This is a genomic window from Serratia sp. EC4 (genome assembly GCF_059652115.1).
Genome location: NZ_JBNIDE010000001.1, coordinates 1,153,789 through 1,174,480 on the forward strand (window position 1 = coordinate 1,153,789; position 20,692 = coordinate 1,174,480).

The window sequence follows — 20,692 nt, forward strand, 5'->3', positions numbered from 1 at the left end:
ACGCTTACATGACAGCCACCTTGTGCAATGAACAGCAAACGCCCGGCGTTCCTCAACAGATCGCCACCCGTCTGGCCTTTTTCGTCGCCGGTCTCGGCATGGCCGCCTGGGCGCCGCTGGTCCCCTTCGCCAAAGCGCGCATCGGTATCGATGACGGCTCGCTCGGCCTGTTGCTGCTCTGTATCGGCGCCGGCTCCATGCTGGCGATGCCGCTGACCGGTTTCCTGACCGGCAAACTGGGTTGCCGTGCGGTGATCCTGATGGCCGGGCTGGGGTTGTGCATCGATCTGCCGCTGTTGGCGCTAATGGATTCCCTCGGCGGCATGGCCGCGGCGCTGCTGCTGTTCGGTGCGGCGATCGGCATGATCGACGTAGCGATGAACGTGCAGGCGGTGATCGTCGAACGCGCCAGCGGCAAGGCGATGATGTCCGGGTTTCACGGTTTCTTCAGCATCGGCGGCATTGCCGGCGCCGGCGGCGTCAGCGCGCTGCTGTGGCTGGGGCTGACGCCGCTGCAATCCACCCTGCTCACCGTGCTGGCGGTAATCGCGCTGCTGACGCTGGCCAGCCGCCATCTGCTGCGTGAGAGCGGCGCCGATGACGGCGGGCCGATGTTCGTCTTGCCGCGCGGCTGGGTGATGTTCATCGGCATTCTGTGCTTTATCATGTTTCTGGCGGAAGGATCGATGCTCGACTGGAGCGCGCTGTTTCTCACCACATTGCGCGGCGTCGAACACAGCCAGGCCGGTCTGGGCTATGCGCTGTTTTCCATCACCATGACGCTCGGCCGGCTCAATGGCGATCGGGTGGTGAACTCGCTGGGCCGCTACCGGGTGCTGCTGCTGGGCAGCCTGTGCGCCGCTCTCGGCCTGAGCCTGGCCATCGCCTTCAATCACGCGACCGTTTCGCTGGTCGGTTTCATGCTGGTCGGGCTGGGCGCCTCGAACGTCGTACCGATCCTGTTCAGCGCCGCAGGCAACCAGCGCGACATGCCGGCCAATTTGGCGATCGCCTCCGTCACTACCGTCGGCTATGCCGGTATTCTGGTCGGCCCGGCGTTGATCGGCTTCATCGCTCAGTTTTCCAGCCTGACGGCGGCCTTCGCTTGCGTAGCCGTTCTGCTGTTGGCGGTGGCCGCCAGCGCCAGGGCCGTCACTCGCTGATTCAGGAATGCGCAGCCACTATGCAAAATAAACAATTGACCATAAGCTCCAGCAACATTACCCGCTGCTTCCTGCTGTTTATCGTGCTGCTGACGATCGGCATCGGCCTGTATGGCTACAACTATACCAACGCCTGGCTGGCGGAAAAGAAGTACACGCTGAACAGCATCGCCGGTTCGCTGCAAAAGCGTATCGATGCCTACCGCTATATGACCTATCAGGTCTATGACAAATTCGGCAATGCGCCGGCGCAGAATGTCGATCCCGGTTTGCAGGAAACCCGCCTGCGGCCCGATGTCTATTATGTCGAGAAACCGCACAAGAAAACCGACGCGGTAATCTTCGGCAGCCATGACGAAAACACGCTGGCGATGATCGCCAATATCTCGGACTACCTGGACACCCGCTGGGGCGCCAAGACCGAGAACTACGCCATGTATTACCTCAATGGTCAGGACAATAGCCTCAGCCTGATCACCACCCAGCCGCTCAAAGAGCTGGCTTCGCGCTTTCGGGAAAGCTACCTGACCACCTCGGCGGACGAACGCCGCGCCGAGATGCTGCAACAGGCCAATATGCTCGACGAACGCGAGAGCTTTTCCGACCTGCGCAAGCAGCGCTTCCAGAACGCCTATTCGTTCTCGATTCGCACCACGTTCAATCAGCCGGGGCATCTGGCGACGGTGATCGCCTTCGATTTGCCAATCAACGACATCATTCCGGCCAATCTGGCCCGCGCCAATTTCCTGCTGCTGCCGGACGATGTCGATCTCGACGATAGCGCCATCCCGGCGGACAGCGTCCTCGGTACCCATGCGACGATGAGCGGTGGCTGGGTGGAGTTCAGCGCCGCTCTGCCCAATGCGCCGCTGAAGGTGGTGTATCGCGTTTCGGCCATCAATCTGGCCATCGATCTGCTGCGCAACAACATCTGGCTGATCGCAGTCAACTTGCTGCTGCTGGCGCTGTCGATGCTGAGCATCTACTTTATCCGCCGCCAGTACATTCGCCCGAGCGAAAACATGGCGGTAGAGCTGGAGGCCGAGCGCGCGCTGAATCAGGAGATCATCTCCAGCCTGCCCTCCGGCCTGCTGGTCTACAGCTTCGCCAACAATACGGTGATCGCCAGCAACAAAATCGCCGAGCACCTGCTGCCGCACCTCAGCCTGCAAAAGATCGCCCATATGGCCGAACAGCATCACGGGGTGATCCAGGCGACGGTCAACAACGAGGTGTATGAAATCCGCATTTTCCGCAGCCAGCTGTCGCCGGACACCTACCTGTTCCTGATGCACGATCAGGATAAAGAGGTGATGGTGAACAAGCGGCTGCAGCAGGCGCGGCGCGAATACGACAAAAACGTTCAGGCGCGCAAGCTGATGCTGCACAATCTTGGCATCGAGCTGAATCAGCCGGTACGCAAAATGCACGATCTGGTCGACAGTCTGCACAGCCGACCGGATGAGGAACAACAGCAAGCTCTGCTGGGCCAGCTGACGGCGGCGTCGGCTTCGGTGCTGGAGTTGATTGATAACATCACCCTGCTGACCCGGCTGGAAACCCAGGACTGGCAACCCACGCGCGAGCCGTTCAACCCGACGGCGATGATCGATGAGTTGCTGCTGGAGGCCCTGCCTGCCCTTAATCAGAAGGGGCTGGCGCTGTTCAAGCATTTCCAGCTGGACGTCGAGCAGAACTATATCGGCGACGCCAACGCGCTGCGCAAGGTGATCTCGCTGCTGGTGCATTACGCCATTATCACCACCGCCTGCGGCAAGGTTTCTCTGGTTATCGACCATGAGCCCGAGCACCCTGACCGCCTGATTTTCCAAATCAACGACACCGGCTCCGGCATCTCCAACGAAGAGATCAGCAACCTTAACTATCCGTTCCTCAGCCAGACGCTGGTGGATCGCTTCAACCACGGTTCCGGCCTCACGTTCTTCCTGTGCAATCAGCTGTGCAAGAAGCTTAACGGCCAGTTGGACATTCGCAGCAAGGTGGATATCGGCACTCGCTACACCATTCGCGTCGCCATGGAGATGGAGAAAAAAGAGCCGCAGGAGCAGGAAAAGCTGCTCGACGGCGTCACCGCCTTGCTGGACGTTACGTCGGATGAAGTGCGCGGCATCGTGACTCGTCTGCTGCAGGCCTACGGCGCCGACTGCCTCGTCGCCGAAGATCGCGCGGTCAACCGCGATTATGACGTGCTGCTGACCGATAACCCGCAGCGCGCCGATGATTACACCCTGTTGCTGGCGACCGATGAACCGGGCTGGCAAGCGCTGGATAAACGCTACATTCGGGTGAACTATAATCTGAACGGCGCTTTAATCGACGCCGTGCTGATGCTGATCGAACAGCAAATGGCCGCGCTGGAACAGGAAGAAAGCCCGCTTTCATTGAGCTCAGAAGATATCCAACTCTATGAAAAACAATTGAAATCAAGTGATTACTATGGGCTGTTTGTCGATACAGTACCCGACGATGTCAAAAAACTGTATACTGAGGCGGGCAGCAGTGATTTCAATGCGCTGTCACAAACCGCACACCGCCTGAAAGGCGTGTTTGCCATGTTAAATCTGCTTCCCGGCAAGCAGCTGTGCGAATCGTTAGAACAGCGCATCGCAGAAGGTGATGCGCCCGAGATCGAGAATAACATCAGTCAGATTGATTTTTTCGTCAGCAGACTGCTGAAGCAAGGTAGCCAACAACATGAATAACCTGAACGTAATTATTGCTGATGACCATCCTATCGTACTGTTTGGCATCCGGAAGTCACTTGAGCAAATTGAATGGGTGAATGTCGTTGGGGAGTTCGAAGACTCAACCGCACTGATCAACAATCTGTCCAAGCTGGACGCCAACGTGCTGATCACCGATCTGTCGATGCCGGGTGACAAGTATGGCGACGGCATCACGCTGATTAAATACATCAAGCGCCACTATCCGCAGTTGTCGATCATCGTGCTGACCATGAACAACAACCCGGCGATCCTGAGCGCGGTATTGGATCTGGATATCGAAGGCATCGTGCTGAAACAAGGCGCGCCGACCGATCTGCCGAAGGCGCTGGCCGCCCTGCAAAAAGGCAAGAAGTTCACGCCGGAAAGCGTCTCCAAACTGCTGGAGAAGATCAGCGCCAGCGGCTATGGCGACAAACGCCTGTCGCCGAAAGAGAGCGAAGTGCTGCGTCTGTTCGCCGAAGGTTTCCTGGTGACCGAAATCGCCAAGAAACTCAACCGCAGCATCAAAACCATCAGCAGCCAGAAGAAATCGGCGATGATGAAGCTGGGCGTCGAAAACGACATCGCCCTGCTCAACTACCTCTCGTCCGTCAGCATGACGCCGTTGGACAAAGACTAAAGCCCGCCTCACGGCAGGTTAACGCCAAACAGGCACGGCATCCGCCGTGCCTGTTTGCTTTTCAGACCTCGCTGCGGTTGTAGCGTACCCGTTGGCTGTAATATGCCAGCGTCTGCTCCAGCGTCTCCAGCGTGACCGGCTTCGACAGGCAATTATCCATGCCCGCCTCGAGGCAGCGCTGTTTCTCTTCCGCCAACGCGTTCGCCGTCACGCCAATCACCGGCGCACTGAACTGCATCTGCCGCAGGGTCTGCGTCAGACGATAGCCGTCCATGTTCGGCATATTGACGTCGGTCAGCACAATATCGACGTGGTGCTGTTTCAGCACGCCGAGCGCGTCGACGCCATCATTGGCGGTCACCACCTGATACCCCAGCGACCCCAGCTGATCGGAAAGCAGGCGACGGTTGATCGGATGATCGTCAACCACCAGCAGATAAATATCGCCGTTGTCCGCCGCACTGGCCTTGGCGGGCACCGGCAGTTGCACCAGCGCCTCTGCCGCGCCGTGGCCGACGCCGAACAACCGGTTGATTAAGGTCAGCGTTTCACGCGGCGTAGAGGTGCTGTGCATCCAATAACCCGGCCGGGTTTCCTGCGATGGACCGATATGTTCGGTGGAGAATTGGATCTGAGCCAGCAGCGGCGTGTTCATCATCAGCGGGTAATCGCTGAGCATCACCTCGCCGGCGGCGGTATCCTGCCCGTCATAGCGCTGGATATCGGCGCCGTAGCCGCCCAGAATCGCCATCAGGTAACTTTCCAGGCGCTGATTGCGGATATCCAGCCACAGCCGCCGGCCCTGCCAGGTATCGCTGGCCTGCGGGATCGGGAACTGGGCGTTAAACAATGGAATGCGAATGCTGAACAAGCTGCCCAGCCCCGGTTCGGACTCGACGGAGACGTCGCCGTCCATCAGGTTGACCAACTTCTCGCAGATCGCCAGCCCCAAGCCGGTTCCCTGGAAGTGGCGCTGCACGCCGGTCCCCACCTGGAAGAACGGATCGAACAGGCGCGAGATTTCCTTCTCCGGGATGCCGACGCCGGTATCGCGCACGCTGAACTCCAGGTAGCTGCCGCGGGTGCAGACCTGCAGCACGATACAGCCTGTATCGGTGAACTTGATGGCGTTGTTCACCAGGTTGGAGAGCACCTGCTGCAGCCGCACCGGATCGCCGAAAATGCGCTCCGGCACGTTCTGTTCGATAAAGCAGTACAGCCCCAGACGTTTCTTCACCACCAGCGGCAAATAGTTGCCGGCGATATGGGTGATCACCTCCAGGCAGGAGAACTCGCGCGGTTCGATCTTCAGCTGTTCGGACTCGATTTTGGAGAAATCGAGAATATCGCTGATGATTTTCAGCAGCAGGCCGGAAGAGTTATTCATCGCGTTGACCAGCCGATCGACCCCTTGCGGCAGCGCCTTGGTCTGCAGCAAATCGAGATTGCCGATAATGCCGTACAGCGGCGTGCGCAACTCATGGCTGACGGTGGCCAGGAACATCGATTTGGACTGGCTGGCCTGCTCCGCCGCCGCCGCCATCTCCTGCAGCGACTCTTCCATCTTCACGCGCGCGCTGACGTCCACCAGCACGCAGATCGCCACCTCTTCGTTGCGGTAGCGCGAGTGGACAAAGCTGATCTGCAGGTTGTTGTTGTTGCTGGTCATCACATCGACGAAATTCGCCTGCTGTTCGCAAATGATGCGCGTAATGCGATCGCGATCTTCGTGGGTCAACAGGTTGATGTAGTTATGCGCCAGTTCGTTACTCAGGATATTGGTGCCGTCGCTGATACGCAGGATGCAGATGCCCACCGGCGCCGAGGCGACAATCTTGCGGTTGAACTGCTCGTGTTCTTCCAGACGGAAGGCGTTCTCCTCCGCCGGCAAGAACATCTTGCGCTCAAACAGCCAGGCCAGCGTGAACAGCACGATAGCCGATAATAGGTTCAGCAACAGCGCGTTGAGGATCAGCATCTTGAAGCGTTCCACCACGCTTTTCACCGGCAGCGCATAAACGATGCTCAGCGATGAAGGCGGCAACGCTTTCTTCAGGATCAGGTCGCGGTAATTGTCGACATAACCGAAGTAAGCATGCTCTTCGGGGTAGCTGTTGAGCGCAGCGGCATAGCGATCGCCGTCCGCCAGACGCAGCACCGGCTCGTTGTTCTCATCCAACAGCGTGACGCCGATCGGCAGGCTGCCGGCGGTGACGAAATCTTCCAGCCGGACGGTTTGCTCGATGCCCAGCAGCGCCTCCAGCTTATTACCGATATAGAGAGGGGTCAGCACATACAGATAACCGATGTCGGGCCGCTGCGCGCTGGGGCTGATCCAATACAGGTTGTTGTCTTTGTCCAGATTCTTGGCGTTGCGGTATTTCAGAATGCGCTCATGCAGGGACTTCAGCACGTTTTCCCGATTGGCGCTCGCGTTGCCGCCGCCGAATTCCGCCATACACAGGCTGTCGCCGCCGATGAAGAACACCCGGTTAAGATCGTAGGCCGCCACGAAGTTCTCTTTCCAATACTGGATCAGGCCGCTCAGCGAATCGAGCGAACTGCGGTAGGTGGTGCTCAGCGTGCAGTTGGACTCCGGGTACAGCGGAAAGAATTGCGGCGGGCTGCCTTTGCCGGGAAATACGCCGCTGAACATGTCCAGGCTGCTGACCGAACCGTTGAGGCGATTCTCCGCCATATACTTGATGTCGCGGATGATGTCGGCGGAATGGCGGATGTAGCCCTGCGCCTGATCGAAGTTGAGGTTGTACTCCTGCCGGATGTCAGATTCTTTCTGATGCAGGATATTCAGAATATAAAAGGTGGTGAGCAGCGCCCCCAACGACCACAGCAAAATCGCCAGCACCCGGAACAAATAGCGGGATATTTTCAGCGTAGTTCGAAAAGAGGCTAAGTATTTCAATCGGATACCATACGAAAGTCAGTGACGGCGCGCGTTGTCGCCGGCGCGGCGGCCGGCGGCTCGGTGCGCCAATTAAACCATATAACTGAAAAAGGGCCTAGCATCGCTGCCAGGCCCTTTTGTCTCAGTGCATTACGGTGTCGGCATGCCGACGCCCTCACCTTGCTTAAACGTTGTCGTCGTCCACCGGCTCAGCCGCGTCGTCGCCATCGTCCAGCGGCGTGGTGTCTTCTTCCACCGCTTCCGCGCCCGGTTCCAGGCTGTCCAGCTCTTCGTCTTCCACCGGTTCGGCCACCCGCTGCAGACCGACGACATTTTCGTCTTCCGCCGTGCGGATCAGCGTCACGCCCTGGGTGTTACGACCGACCACGCTGACTTCCGAAACGCGGGTACGCACCAGCGTGCCGGCATCGGTGATCATCATGATCTGGTCGCTGGTTTCCACCTGCACCGCGCCGACCACCTGGCCGTTACGCTCGCTCACCTTGATGGAGATAACCCCCTGGGTGGCGCGTGACTTGGTCGGGTACTCGGTGACTGCAGTACGTTTACCGAAGCCGTTTTGCGTGACAGTCAGGATGTCGCCCTCGCCGCGCGGCACGATCAGTGAGATCACGCTATCGCCTTCGCCGAGGTTGATGCCGCGCACGCCGGTCGCGGTACGGCCCATCGAACGCACCTGCGTTTCCGGGAAGCGCACGACTTTACCGTTAGCGGAGAACAGCATCACTTCGTTGCTGCCGTCGGTCAGATCGACGCCGATCAGCTCATCGCCCTCGTTGAGGTTGACGGCGATGATGCCGGCGCTGCGTGGGCGGCTGAACTCGGTCAGCGCGGTTTTCTTCACGGTACCGCTGGCGGTGGCCATGAACACGTGGCGCCCTTCTTCATACTCGCGCACCGGCAGAATGGCGGTGATACGCTCGTCGGCTTCCAGCGGCAGCAGGTTGACGATTGGGCGGCCGCGCGCGCCGCGGCTGGCTTCAGGCAGTTGGTACACCTTCATCCAGTACAGGCGGCCACGGCTGGAGAAGCACAGGATCGTATCGTGGGTGTTGGCCACCAGCAGGCGATCGATAAAGTCTTCTTCTTTAATACGCGCGGCGGACTTGCCTTTGCCGCCGCGGCGCTGCGCTTCATAGTCGGACAGCGGCTGATACTTCACATAGCCCTGGTGAGACAGGGTCACCACCACGTCTTCCTGGTTGATCAGGTCTTCGATGTTGATGTCGGAAGTATTGGCGGTGATCTCGGTGCGGCGGCCGTCGTTGTACAGCTCTTTGACCGCCACCAGCTCTTCGCGGATCACTTCCATCAGGCGCTCTGGGCTTTCCAGAATAAAGATCAGCTCGGCGATAAAGTTGAGCAGCTCTTTATATTCGTCCAGCAGCTTCTCGTGCTCCAGACCGGTCAGTTTCTGCAGGCGCAGATCCAGAATCGCCTGAGCCTGCTGCTCGGTCAGGTAGTATTTGCCGTCGCGGATGCCGAACTCCGGCTCCAGCCACTCAGGGCGAGCGGCGTCGTCACCGGCGCGTTCCAGCATGGCGCTGACGTTGCCCAGATCCCACGGCTGCGCCACCAGCGCGACTTTCGCTTCCGCCGGGGTCGGCGCACGGCGAATCAGCTCGATGATCGGGTCGATGTTGGCGAGCGCGATAGCCAGCGCTTCCAGAATATGGGCGCGGTCGCGGGCCTTGCGCAGTTCGAAGATGGTGCGGCGGGTGACCACTTCGCGGCGGTGGCGCACGAAGGCTTCGAGGATGTCTTTCAGGTTCAGCAGTTTAGGCTGCCCCTGATGCAGCGCGACCATGTTGATGCCGAAGGTGACCTGCAGTTGCGTCAGCGCATACAGGTTGTTCAGCACCACTTCGCCGACCGCGTCACGTTTGACTTCGATCACGATGCGCATGCCGTCTTTATCGGACTCGTCGCGCAGTGCGCTGATGCCTTCCACGCGTTTTTCTTTCACCAGCTCGGCGATCTTCTCGATCAGACGCGCCTTGTTCACCTGATACGGGATCTCGTGAACGATGATGGTTTCGCGCCCGGTCTTGGCGTCGGCTTCCACTTCCGCGCGCGCGCGCAGGTAGACTTTGCCGCGCCCGGTGCGGTAGGCCTCTTCAATGCCGCGGCGACCGTTGATGATCGCCGCCGTCGGGAAGTCCGGCCCCGGGATGTGTTCCATCAGCCCTTCGATGCTGATGTTTTCATCGTCGATATAGGCCAGGCAGCCGTTGACGACTTCCGCCAGGTTGTGCGGCGGAATATTGGTAGCCATGCCCACGGCGATGCCCGACGAGCCGTTGACCAGCAGGTTCGGGATCTTGGTCGGCATGACGGCCGGGATCTGCTCGGTGCCATCATAGTTAGGCACGAAGTCGACGGTTTCTTTTTCCAGATCCGCCAACAGTTCGTGAGCAATCTTGGACATGCGCACTTCGGTATAACGCATCGCCGCCGCGGAGTCGCCGTCGACGGAGCCGAAGTTACCCTGACCGTCCACCAGCATGTAGCGCAGTGAAAACGGCTGAGCCATACGCACGATAGTGTCGTAAACCGCGCTGTCACCGTGCGGGTGATATTTACCGATCACGTCCCCGACGACACGGGCCGATTTCTTGTATGGTTTATTCCAGTCGTTACCCAATACGCTCATCGCGTACAGAACGCGGCGGTGAACCGGCTTCAGTCCATCACGAACATCTGGCAGGGCACGTCCGACAATAACGGACATCGCATAGTCCAGATACGAGTTTTTCAACTCGTCTTCGATGTTTACCGGTGTGATTTCTCTGGCAAGGTCGCTCATGGAGCTGCTATCCCTCTACTAATGATTCATCTGCCCGCTGCCATAGTGGCAAAGGTGTAAAACTATATCACAAAGCACGCTTTACGGGAAAATAACCGCCGCTGTTTCACGGAAATTGTGCAGATAAGTGCGCTAAAAACGCATCGGCACAGACGATGCCGCGCCGGAACATGTATAATCCGCGCAACGAGAACAAGGAGCCAGACAAGCCCATGAACGCAGAATCATCCAGCCGAGTGCAAAACGTTGACCACCAGGAAATCGCCAAGTTCGAGGCCGTCGCCTCCCGCTGGTGGGATCTGGAAGGCGAGTTCAAACCGCTGCACCGCATCAACCCGCTGCGCCTGAACTACATCATGCAGCGCGCCGGCGGCATTTTTGACAAGCAGGTGCTCGACGTGGGCTGCGGCGGCGGCATTCTTGCGGAGAGCATGGCGCGCGAAGGCGCCAAGGTAACCGGGCTGGACATGGGCGCGGAGCCGCTGCAGGTCGCCCGGCTGCACGCCCTGGAAAGCGGCATGGACGTCACCTATGTGCAGGAGACAGTGGAAAGCCACGCTCAGGCCAACCCGCAGCGCTACGACGTGGTCACCTGCATGGAGATGCTGGAGCACGTGCCGGATCCGGCTTCGGTGGTACGCGCCTGCGCCCAACTGGTGAAACCGGGCGGCCACGTGTTCTTCTCCACCATCAACCGCAACACCAAAGCCTGGCTGATGGCGGTGATCGGCGCGGAGTACGTGCTGAAGATGGTGCCGCAGGGCACCCACGATCATAAGAAGTTCATTCGCCCTTCCGAACTGATCGGCTGGGTCGACGGCACGCCGCTGCGCGAAAAACACATGATCGGCCTGCATTACAACCCGATCACCGATCATTTCAAGCTTGGGCGCAACGTTGACGTGAACTACATGGTGCACACCCAGCACGAAGGTTAAACGCGGTAAACCGCGCCGGCCCTGCATTACCGGGGGGCGGCGCCAACGCGGTGTTAGGAAAAATACCTAATTTTTGCGACTTCGATCAAAATAGCGGTTGTAAACAGTTTTTTAGAATATTAAATCAGATCAATATGCCGTTTTTTTCTAACGTTTAATAAAGCGCCAAACGATCGATTTTTTCAGTTTTTAAGGAAAATCTGATCTCGCTTATTGACAAGCTTGTCGCGCCAGTCACGGCGCGCACTGCGAAAGGCAAGTGACATTTCACCCCCAAGTTATCCACAAATTAGGCGGGTTTTGTTCACTTGCAAACGCCGTTTTTTCTCACTATCTTGTTACCTCACCGACATACAACCCCTATATATAGTGTTTACATACTGAGCAGAGCGACTACACTTCTGCTTAGGGGCACCATACGGACAGGTAAAACACCACATGAACCAAAGTCTGCTTGTAACTAAACGCGATGGCCGTAAAGAGCGCATCAACCTCGACAAAATCCACCGGGTCATCGATTGGGCCGCAGAAGGATTACACAACGTCTCGGTTTCTCAAGTAGAGTTGCGTTCCCACATTCAGTTTTATGACGGCATCAAAACCGCCGATATTCACGAAACCATCATCAAAGCCGCTGCCGATCTGATCTCCCGCGATGCGCCGGACTATCAGTACCTGGCCGCTCGCCTGGCGATCTTCCACCTGCGCAAAAAGGCTTACGGCCAGTTCGAACCGCCGAAGCTGCACGCTCACGTGACGCGCATGGTCGAGATGGGCAAATACGATAAACATCTGCTGGAAGACTACAGCGCTGAAGAGTTCGAGCAGATGGACTCCTTTATCGATCACTGGCGCGACATGAACTTCTCTTATGCCGCCGTCAAGCAGCTGGAAGGCAAGTATCTGGTGCAGAACCGCGTCAGCGGCGAGATCTACGAAAGCGCCCAGTTCCTGTACATGCTGGTGTCCGCTTGCCTGTTCTCCAACTACCCGCGTGAAACTCGTCTGGACTACGTCAAACGTTTCTACGACGCGATTTCCACCTTCAAGATTTCGCTGCCAACGCCGATCATGTCCGGCGTGCGCACCCCAACCCGTCAGTTCAGCTCCTGCGTGCTGATCGAGTGCGGCGACAGCCTGGACTCCATCAACGCCACCTCCAGCGCCATTGTGAAATACGTTTCGCAACGCGCCGGCATCGGCATCAACGCCGGCCGCATTCGCGCGCTGGGCAGCCCGATCCGTGGCGGGGAAGCTTTCCATACCGGCTGCATTCCGTTCTACAAACACTTCCAGACCGCCGTCAAATCCTGCTCGCAGGGCGGCGTGCGCGGTGGCGCGGCAACGCTGTTCTACCCGATGTGGCACCTGGAAGTGGAAAGCCTGCTGGTGCTGAAAAACAACCGCGGCGTTGAAGGCAACCGCGTGCGCCACATGGACTACGGCGTGCAGCTGAACCGCCTGATGTACCAGCGTCTGATCAAGGGCGAAGACATCACCCTGTTCAGCCCGTCCGACGTGCCGGGGCTGTATGACGCATTCTTCGCCGATCAGGACGAATTCGAACGTCTGTACACCCAGTACGAGAAAGACGACAGCATTCGCCAGAAGCGCGTGAAGGCGGTTGAGCTGTTCTCGCTGATGATGCAAGAGCGCGCCTCTACCGGCCGCATCTACATCCAGAACGTCGACCACTGCAACACCCACAGCCCGTTCGATCCGCAGATCGCGCCGGTGCGTCAGTCCAACCTGTGCCTGGAAATCGCCCTGCCGACCAAGCCGCTGGAAGACGTCAACGACGAGAACGGCGAAATTGCGCTGTGCACCCTGTCCGCCTTCAACCTGGGCGCGATCGACAGCCTGGACGATCTGGAAGAGCTGGCGACCCTGGCGGTGCGTTCACTCGACGCCCTGCTGGATTATCAGGATTATCCGATCAAGGCCGCGCACCGTGGCGCGATGGGTCGTCGCACCCTGGGCATTGGCGTGATCAACTTCGCCTATTACCTGGCGAAAAACGGCGTGCGCTACTCCGACGGCAGCGCCAACAACCTGACCCACAAAACGTTCGAAGCCATTCAGTACTACCTGCTGAAAGCCTCCAACCGCCTGGCTCAGGAACAAGGCGCTTGCCCGTGGTTCAACGAAACCACCTATTCGCAGGGCATCCTGCCGATCGACACCTACAAGAAAGACCTGGATGCGATCTGCAACGAGCCGCTGCACTACGACTGGGAAACCCTGCGCAAAGAGATCCAGGAAACCGGTCTGCGCAACTCGACGCTGTCCGCCCTGATGCCGTCGGAAACCTCTTCGCAGATTTCCAACGCCACCAACGGCATCGAGCCGCCGCGCGGCCACATCAGCATCAAGGCGTCGAAAGACGGCATCCTGCGCCAGGTGGTGCCGGAGTATGAGCGTCTGAAAGACAACTACGAGCTGCTGTGGGAAATGCCGAGCAACGACGGCTATCTGCAGCTGGTGGGGCTGATGCAGAAATTCATCGACCAGTCGATTTCGGCCAACACCAACTACGATCCTACCCGTTTCCCGGGCGGCAAGGTGCCGATGAAGCAGTTGTTGAAAGACCTGCTCACCACCTACAAGTTCGGCGTGAAAACGCTGTACTACCAAAACACCCGCGACGGCGCGGAAGACGCCCAGGAAGATTTGCAGCCTGCCAAGGCCGGCGATGACGACTGCGAAAGCGGCGCCTGCAAGATCTAAAGTTTGACCTAGCGGGCCGGAGTTTTCCGGCCCCTTCATTTAGCCACGTTACGATGGATTCAGGCTTATGGCTTACACCACTTTTTCTCAGACCAAAAACGACCAGCTGCAAGAGCCGATGTTCTTCGGCCAGTCGGTAAACGTTGCGCGTTTCGACCAGCAAAAGCATGAAATCTTCGAAAAGCTGATCGAAAAACAGCTCTCCTTCTTCTGGCGCCCGGAAGAAGTTGACGTTTCCCGCGATCGCATCGATTATCAGGCGCTGCCGGAGCACGAGAAGCACATCTTCATCAGCAACCTGAAGTATCAGACGCTGCTGGACTCCATCCAGGGCCGCAGCCCGAACGTCGCCCTGCTACCGCTGATCTCGATCCCTGAGCTGGAAACCTGGGTGGAAACCTGGTCGTTCTCCGAGACCATCCACTCCCGTTCCTACACCCACATCATCCGCAACATCGTCAACGATCCGGCGCTGGTGTTCGACGACATCGTCACCAACGAAGAGATCAAGAAGCGCGCGAAAGACATTTCCGGCTACTACGACGATCTGATCGAGATGACCAGCTACTATCACCTGCTGGGTGAAGGCACCCACCAGGTGAACGGTAAAACCGTCACCGTCAATCTGCGTGCGCTGAAGAAGCAGCTGTACCTGTGCCTGATGAGCGTGAACGCGCTGGAAGCGATCCGTTTCTACGTCAGCTTTGCCTGCTCCTTCGCGTTCGCCGAGCGCGAATTGATGGAAGGCAATGCCAAGATCATCAAGCTGATCGCCCGCGACGAAGCGCTGCACCTGACCGGCACCCAGCACATGCTGAACCTGATGCGTTCAGGTGCTGACGATCCTGAAATGGCGGAGATCGCCGAGGAGTGCCAGCAAGAGTGCTACGATCTGTTCGTGCTGGCCGCCCAGCAGGAGAAAGAGTGGGCGGAATACCTGTTCCGCGACGGCTCGATGATTGGCCTGAACAAAGACATCCTGTGCCAGTATGTGGAATACATCACCAATATCCGCATGCAGGCGGTCGGCCTCGGTCTGCCGTTCGAAACCCGCTCCAACCCGATCCCGTGGATCAACGCCTGGCTGGTGTCCGACAACGTGCAGGTAGCGCCGCAGGAAGTGGAAGTGAGCTCCTACCTGGTTGGCCAGATCGACTCGGAGATCAACGCCGACGACCTGAGCGACTTCGAACTGTAAGCGATGGCGACGCCAATCGTAACGCTGCGCGCCGCCGGCACGCAGCTCTCTTGCCCCAACAGTGAAAACTGCCTGCTCGACGTGCTGGAACTGCACGACGTGCAGGTGGAGTACCAATGCCGCTCCGGCTATTGCGGCGCCTGCCGCCTGAAGCTGGTGAAAGGTGAAGTGACCTACCGCCAGCAGCCGCTGGCGTTTATCAACGCCGGCGAGATCCTGCCCTGCTGCTGCATGCCGCTGACGGATATCGAGCTGGAAATGTAAAGTCGGGTGCCGGAAACCGCGCCTGGAGACCAGAAGGCGGGGTTGCCCCCGCCCTAGGATTACCGCTTCACCTCACACGCCAACCTGATCAGGATAGTGATATTTTCCTGGTAGATTTTTAGCTCGCACAGCGAGTCTCTTATCATCCAGATAAATAACAAAACCGTAATACATACAACGGTTAGCGAGTGAAACATATGCCTTAAGCGCATGCTTGCCTCCTTGCTGTGAAGGGGCTACCATACCGGTGTCTAGGCGGTATGTGCAGCCCCATTCTGATTGAGAGTCAGTCTGGGGCTTTCATCTATCCGCCTTGTCACACAATGCCCAAGACGAACAGTCTCAAGCACCCGTCAAGAGAGTAACAGCATTCCCTCACCGCGAATATCCCCTATAAAATTATGATTAATCAGGGATATATAACTATCCTCACAGTATTTCGCTTAGCGCCCCTTTCCCGCCGATGTGGAAAAATAACGCGCCGGGGGATCGCCGAAGGCTTTACGAAACATGGCGATAAAATTACTCGGCGAGGCATACCCCAGCGCCTCCGCGATCTGCAGCACCGTCTCGCCTTCGGCCAGCTTCGCTAACGCATACGACAACCGGGCCTGCTGGCGCCACTGGGCAAAACTCAACCCCGTCTCGCCGATCATCAGCCGTCGCAGGGTACGCGGCGACATCGCCCCCCATTCAGCCCACGCCTCCAGCGAACGCTCGCTCCCCGGCTGCGCCAGCAAGGCCTGCAGAACGCCGGCCAGGCGCGGATGGGACGACATCGGCAAATACAGCGGCTCCGTCGGCGCCAGCCGTATCTCGTCACGCATCACCTGCGCCATACGCTCCTGCTCCAGGGTAAGCGCGCTGCGTTTTTCCCAGCCTTCCGCACGCTGAGCCAGCGCCTGCAGCACGGCGCTGATGCCGATAACGCAAGGTGTATTCGACAAATCGTGGCAGGCCTCCGGCGCCAGCAGCAAACTCCAGCCGCTCAGTGCGCCGCAGACCTGCACCCGGTGCTCCGTCGCCGGCGGGATCCAACCCGCCCGCTGAGGCGGTAGCACCCAATCGCCCTGCGCCGTGCTTACATGCAGCAAACCGCTTTCGACGCACAGCAACTGCCCGCGCACATGCTGATGCCAGTCGTATTCGCGCGTGCCCAACCGATACTCACGGCCTGCCGCGTCGCGGCCGCCAAGGGCGATCAGCCAGGGGCCCCCCGACCATTCGCTGCAGTCAGCGTCGGGGGCATGAAGGTTCGCATTCATATTGGCCACTAATCACTATTTTTAGTCCAGATACCGTTATACCAACCTTTTCCTGCGCCGACATAATGAAATGCTTCCGGCCGCGACCGTCTGCGGCCACTGACTCACGAGGGAACATGATGACAACACTCAGCATTGGCATTATCGGCGCCGGGCCCGGCGGCCTGTGTCTGGCTCAGGGACTGCGCCGCTTCGGCATCCACGCCACGGTGTTTGAACGCGACACCACGCCGCAAGCGCGCGATCAGGGCTACCGGCTGCGCATCGATCCGTCGGGCCAGCAGGCGCTGGCTGCCTGCCTGCCGCCGGCGCACTACCGCTTGCTCTGCGCCGGCAGCGCGCAAAACAGCGGCGAGAGCAATCTATGGGATCCGCAGCTTGCCCCGCTCACCGGCCGGCGTCCCGAGCACTGGTTGCCCTCCAGCCCGCGCCAAACGCAAGAACCGGGCGGCGATCTCGGCATTCATCGCCAAACGCTGCGCGAGATCCTGCTTGCCGGCCTGCAAGACCGGGTGCGTTTCGGCCATACCTTGCGTGAATTTGCACAAACGCCGCAGGGCGTGGAACTTCAGTTCGCCAACGGCGAACACGTGCGGGTCGATGTGCTGATCGCCGCCGACGGCGTCAACTCGCTGGTGCGGCGCCGCTGCCTGCCCGAGGCGGGGCCAGAAGACAGTGGCGCCGTCACTCTTTACGGCAAAACGCCGCTCGATGCCGCGACCCGGGCCCAATTGGCCCCTGAGCTGCTGAACGGCGTATCGGTGATCTTCGCCGACGGCATGTCGCTGGTGATTGAACCGATGCGCTTTCAGGCTCCCATGGCGCATCTGGCGGCCGACTACGCGCCCGATTGCCGCCTCCCGCCGGTCGACGACTATCTCTATTGGGCCTGCATCGGATCGGCTGAACGGCTCGGCGGGCCGGTACGGGAGGAGGGAAGCACCGCGTTGCGGGCGCGCGTACGGCATATCTCGCAGGGATGGGCGCCCGCCTTGCAAACGGCGTTAGCGTTGGCGGATCCTCTGTCGCTCAGCGTGCGGACGGTGCAGGTTACGGCGGCGATGCCGGAATGGCACAGCGAACGCATCGCCTTTCTCGGCGACGCCGTGCACGCCATGAGCCCGGCGGGTGGGCTCGGCGCCAACACCGCATTGGCGGACGCCGCCAGCCTGGCGGCGCATCTGGCGCACTCAGACAACGCCGGGCAGGCACTCAGGAACTACGGTACAGAACTGCAAACGCGAGGCGCGGCGGCAATACGTCTTTCACGCCTGGCGTCCGAACGGCTGATGCAGCGCGATGAGGCCGACAAGACGGGAGACTCAGCAACGCCGATGCCCGTCACTCGATAATGTCCACCACTTCCAGCCAGGCGTTTTTACCGCACGCCTGGCTCCCATTCAGCCAGCGGCGCAGCATATCCAACGCCAGCATCGCCACCGACTCCTGACGCAACCGCAGACCGTGGCGCGACGCGCGATAACGCACGGTCTGGCCAATGCCGCCGCGCGGCGTGTGCAGCGCAATGCTCACCTGCTCATCGCGCATGGCGCTGACCGCCAACGCCAACGGCGCGCCGGTCAATTCCGCCAGCGAGCGGGCGCGCGCCAGCGTCGTTTCCAGCGTTTCGATGCAGTGTGCCGGCAGCAGCTCGCCACCCGCCAGCGGCGCCCCTTCGCTCTGCAACTGCAGATTGATCAAACCGCCACTGAACTGCTCGCTCAACGCCAGCTTCAGCCCTTGCTGATTCAGGCGCTGCGTCAGCGTCGCCGGCAACCCGTCGGTGCCTTCAAAAATGCAGTTGTCCCCCGCCACTTCGCGCACGCGTCGCCAGGCCAGCTCCATTTCCGCACGCCGACTTTCCGGCCCGGTCAGCTTCAGTTCGATAATCGGGCTGGAGGAACGGTAACCCAACACCACATCCGGCGGCAGCGGCATGCCGTCCAGCTCGGCGGCCAGATCGCTCTCGGAGGTGCCGAATGTCGTCAGGCGCAGGCACAGCGGCGGCGCCGGCAAGGTGAAGCGCTGGCGCAGACGCGGTACGATCTGCTGTTCGACCATCACTTTGAATTCCGACGGCACGCCGGGGGTGAAGAACATCAGACATTGGTTCAGCTGCAATGCGAAACCGCAGGCGGTGCCCACCGGGTTATCCAGCATTTCCGCGTTGGCCGGGATCTGCGCCTGCTTGCGATTGGAAGGGGCCATCGGCCGCCCGCGCTCGGCGAAATAGGCTTCCATGCGCGCCAACCAGTCAGCCCGTTCGACCAGCTCTACGCCGCTGGCTTTCGCGGCGGCCAGCGCGCTGAGATCGTCGCTGGTCGGCCCCAGGCCGCCGTTGACGATCAGCACATCGGCGATATGGCTGCGTTCCTGCAGGATCTCGATCAACGCAGAGAGGCTGTCCCCGACCGTTTCACGCCCGCTCATCGGCACGCCCTGCTGGAACAGGTAGTCCGCCAGCCAGGCGGCGTTGGTATCAATAATTTGCCCGTGCAGCACCTCATCGCCGGTGCTGAGCATCTCCACCCTTAACATTGATCTCTCCCACATTTTTTGGTCATTCCACTATAGAAGCCCGTAAATAACTTTTCACTAGCCGCCTTCGGATAATTTCAGCCATGGGTCCGTTTCTCATGTGCCATGCCGGCCGCCGCAATGTAAATATTTATTTACATCATGCGTAACGTCGGTTTGACACAAATTAGGGCTTCCACTATCCTGCCATCCTCATAAATCGTTACCTATAATTTTCAAAATCTTTCGGCTGGTAGAGAAAAAACGTGAAGAATCGCACTCTTGGCAGTGTTTTTATCGTGGCGGGCACCACCATTGGCGCCGGGATGCTGGCGATGCCGCTGGCAGCGGCCGGCGTCGGCTTCGGCGTCACGCTGGCCTTACTGGTCGGGCTGTGGCTGTTGATGTGTTACACCGCGCTGCTGCTGGTGGAGGTTTACCAGCATGAGCAGGCGGATACCGGTCTGGGCACGCTCGCCAAACGTTATCTCGGCGGCGGCGGCCAGTGGCTGACCAGCTTTAGCATGATGTTCCTGATGTACGCCCTCACCGCCGCCTATATCAGCGGCGCCGGCGAACTGCTCGCCACCAGCATCAGCCAATGGACATCGCAGGATTTCCCGGTGTCGCTCGGCGTCCTGCTGTTCACCCTGGTGGCCGGCGGCGTGGTGTGCATCGGCACCCACTCGGTCGACTTGTTCAACCGCATCCTGTTCAGCGCCAAAGTGGTATTTCTGGTGGTGATGCTCGGCCTGATGTTGCCGAATATCCACCAAACCAATCTGATGACATTGCCGCTGGAGCAAGGCCTGGCGCTGTCGGCCATTCCGGTGATCTTCACTTCTTTCGGCTTCCACGGCAGCGTGCCAAGCATCGTCAACTACATGGGCGGCAACATTCGCAAACTGCGCTGGGTATTTATCATCGGCAGCGCCATCCCGCTGATGGCCTATATCTTCTGGCAGCTGGCGACGCTGGGCAGCATCAGCTCCGACACCTTCGTCGGCATTCTGGCGCAGCAGGCCGGGCTGAACGGCCTGTTGCAGGCGGTGCGCGACGCGGTGGCTTCGCCGCACGTTGAACTGGCGGTGCACCTGTTCGCCGATCTGGCGCTGGCGACCTCGTTCCTCGGCGTGGCGCTCGGGCTGTTCGACTTCCTGGCCGACCTGTTCAAGCGGCAAGATAACGTGCGCGGCCGCCTGCAAACCGGCGCCATCACCTTCCTGCCGCCGCTGGCCTTCGCGCTGTTCTACCCGCGCGGCTTCGTGCTGGCGCTGGGATTCGCCGCCATCGCCTTGTCGGTGTTGGCGCTGCTGTTGCCTTCACTGCTGGTGTGGAAAACCCGCCAAAAGCATCAGGCGCAGTATCGCGTCTGGGGCGGTACGCCGGCGCTGGCGTTGGTGTTTGTCTGCGGGGTGACGGTGATCGCCATCCAACTGGGCATCGCCAGCGGCATGCTGCCGGCGGTCGGGTAAGCGACGAAAGACAAGAAATGATAAAGAGAAAGGGGCCGCAATGGCCC

General features: G+C 59.5%; 14 protein-coding genes. 9 read left to right on the forward strand and 5 right to left on the reverse strand.

Annotated elements, in window-relative coordinates; genetic code table 11:
- The first annotated feature begins 8 nt into the window (after positions 1–8).
- The 3 genes from ACP39K_RS05425 to rcsB are packed head-to-tail and all read left to right on the forward strand — an operon-like array spanning position 9 to position 4,529.
- Positions 9–1,163, forward strand: coding sequence for an MFS transporter (locus ACP39K_RS05425; RefSeq protein WP_497008345.1), 1,155 nt, complete (start codon positions 9–11; stop codon positions 1,161–1,163).
- Positions 1,164–1,183: 20 nt separating this feature from the next.
- Positions 1,184–3,886 (forward strand): phosphotransferase RcsD, encoded by a 2,703-nt coding sequence (gene rcsD / locus ACP39K_RS05430; protein ID WP_497008346.1) that lies wholly within the window; start codon positions 1,184–1,186, stop codon positions 3,884–3,886.
- Positions 3,879–4,529 carry a response regulator transcription factor RcsB gene (gene rcsB, locus ACP39K_RS05435; protein WP_004935900.1) on the forward strand — a complete coding sequence of 217 codons (651 nt, stop codon included), beginning with the start codon at positions 3,879–3,881 and terminating at the stop codon, positions 4,527–4,529. The genes rcsD and rcsB overlap by 8 nt, the downstream gene beginning before the upstream one ends.
- Positions 4,530–4,590: 61 nt before the next feature.
- Here rcsB and rcsC read toward each other — a convergent pair whose 3' ends face one another.
- Positions 4,591–7,452, reverse strand: a complete 2,862-nt coding sequence (gene rcsC / locus ACP39K_RS05440) for a two-component system sensor histidine kinase RcsC (protein WP_048796012.1) — start codon at positions 7,450–7,452, stop codon at positions 4,591–4,593.
- A 166-nt stretch (positions 7,453–7,618) separates the two neighbouring features.
- Positions 7,619–10,261 carry a DNA topoisomerase (ATP-hydrolyzing) subunit A gene (gene gyrA, locus ACP39K_RS05445; protein ID WP_028127742.1) on the reverse strand — a complete coding sequence of 881 codons (2,643 nt, stop codon included), beginning with the start codon at positions 10,259–10,261 and terminating at the stop codon, positions 7,619–7,621.
- A gap of 212 nt (positions 10,262–10,473) precedes the next feature.
- Between gyrA and ubiG the strand changes: the two genes are divergently transcribed.
- The 4 genes from ubiG to yfaE all read left to right on the forward strand — a co-directional run bounded on the left by ubiG (position 10,474) and on the right by yfaE (position 15,388).
- Positions 10,474–11,199, forward strand: a complete 726-nt coding sequence (ubiG, locus tag ACP39K_RS05450; protein WP_004935909.1) for a bifunctional 2-polyprenyl-6-hydroxyphenol methylase/3-demethylubiquinol 3-O-methyltransferase UbiG — start codon at positions 10,474–10,476, stop codon at positions 11,197–11,199.
- A gap of 438 nt (positions 11,200–11,637) precedes the next feature.
- Positions 11,638–13,926, forward strand: a complete 2,289-nt coding sequence (gene nrdA, locus ACP39K_RS05455; protein WP_016926928.1) for a class 1a ribonucleoside-diphosphate reductase subunit alpha — start codon at positions 11,638–11,640, stop codon at positions 13,924–13,926.
- A 67-nt stretch (positions 13,927–13,993) separates the two neighbouring features.
- Positions 13,994–15,124 (forward strand): class Ia ribonucleoside-diphosphate reductase subunit beta, encoded by a 1,131-nt coding sequence (nrdB, locus tag ACP39K_RS05460; protein WP_004935915.1) that lies wholly within the window; start codon positions 13,994–13,996, stop codon positions 15,122–15,124.
- 3 nt (positions 15,125–15,127) lie between these two features.
- Positions 15,128–15,388, forward strand: coding sequence for a class I ribonucleotide reductase maintenance protein YfaE (gene yfaE, locus ACP39K_RS05465; RefSeq protein ID WP_025303642.1), 261 nt, complete (start codon positions 15,128–15,130; stop codon positions 15,386–15,388).
- A gap of 59 nt (positions 15,389–15,447) precedes the next feature.
- Here yfaE and ACP39K_RS05470 read toward each other — a convergent pair whose 3' ends face one another.
- A complete protein-coding gene (locus tag ACP39K_RS05470) occupies positions 15,448–15,600 on the reverse strand; it encodes a Hok/Gef family protein (RefSeq protein WP_497008351.1) in 153 nt (50 codons plus the stop codon).
- A 231-nt stretch (positions 15,601–15,831) separates the two neighbouring features.
- Positions 15,832–16,653, reverse strand: coding sequence for an AraC family transcriptional regulator (locus tag ACP39K_RS05475; protein ID WP_033639802.1), 822 nt, complete (start codon positions 16,651–16,653; stop codon positions 15,832–15,834).
- A gap of 116 nt (positions 16,654–16,769) precedes the next feature.
- Here ACP39K_RS05475 and ACP39K_RS05480 point away from each other — a divergent pair, with 116 nt between their 5' ends.
- Positions 16,770–18,005, forward strand: coding sequence for an FAD-dependent oxidoreductase (locus ACP39K_RS05480; protein ID WP_497008352.1), 1,236 nt, complete (start codon positions 16,770–16,772; stop codon positions 18,003–18,005).
- On the opposite strand, the gene ACP39K_RS05485 is transcribed toward ACP39K_RS05480, so the two are convergent.
- Positions 17,995–19,191 (reverse strand): nicotinamide mononucleotide deamidase-related protein YfaY, encoded by a 1,197-nt coding sequence (locus tag ACP39K_RS05485; RefSeq protein ID WP_048796010.1) that lies wholly within the window; start codon positions 19,189–19,191, stop codon positions 17,995–17,997. The two genes, ACP39K_RS05480 and ACP39K_RS05485, sit on opposite strands and share 11 nt — an antisense overlap.
- 245 nt (positions 19,192–19,436) lie before the next feature.
- Between ACP39K_RS05485 and tyrP the strand changes: the two genes are divergently transcribed.
- Positions 19,437–20,645 (forward strand): tyrosine transporter TyrP, encoded by a 1,209-nt coding sequence (gene tyrP / locus ACP39K_RS05490; RefSeq protein ID WP_015378562.1) that lies wholly within the window; start codon positions 19,437–19,439, stop codon positions 20,643–20,645.
- Positions 20,646–20,692: the final 47 nt, after the last annotated feature.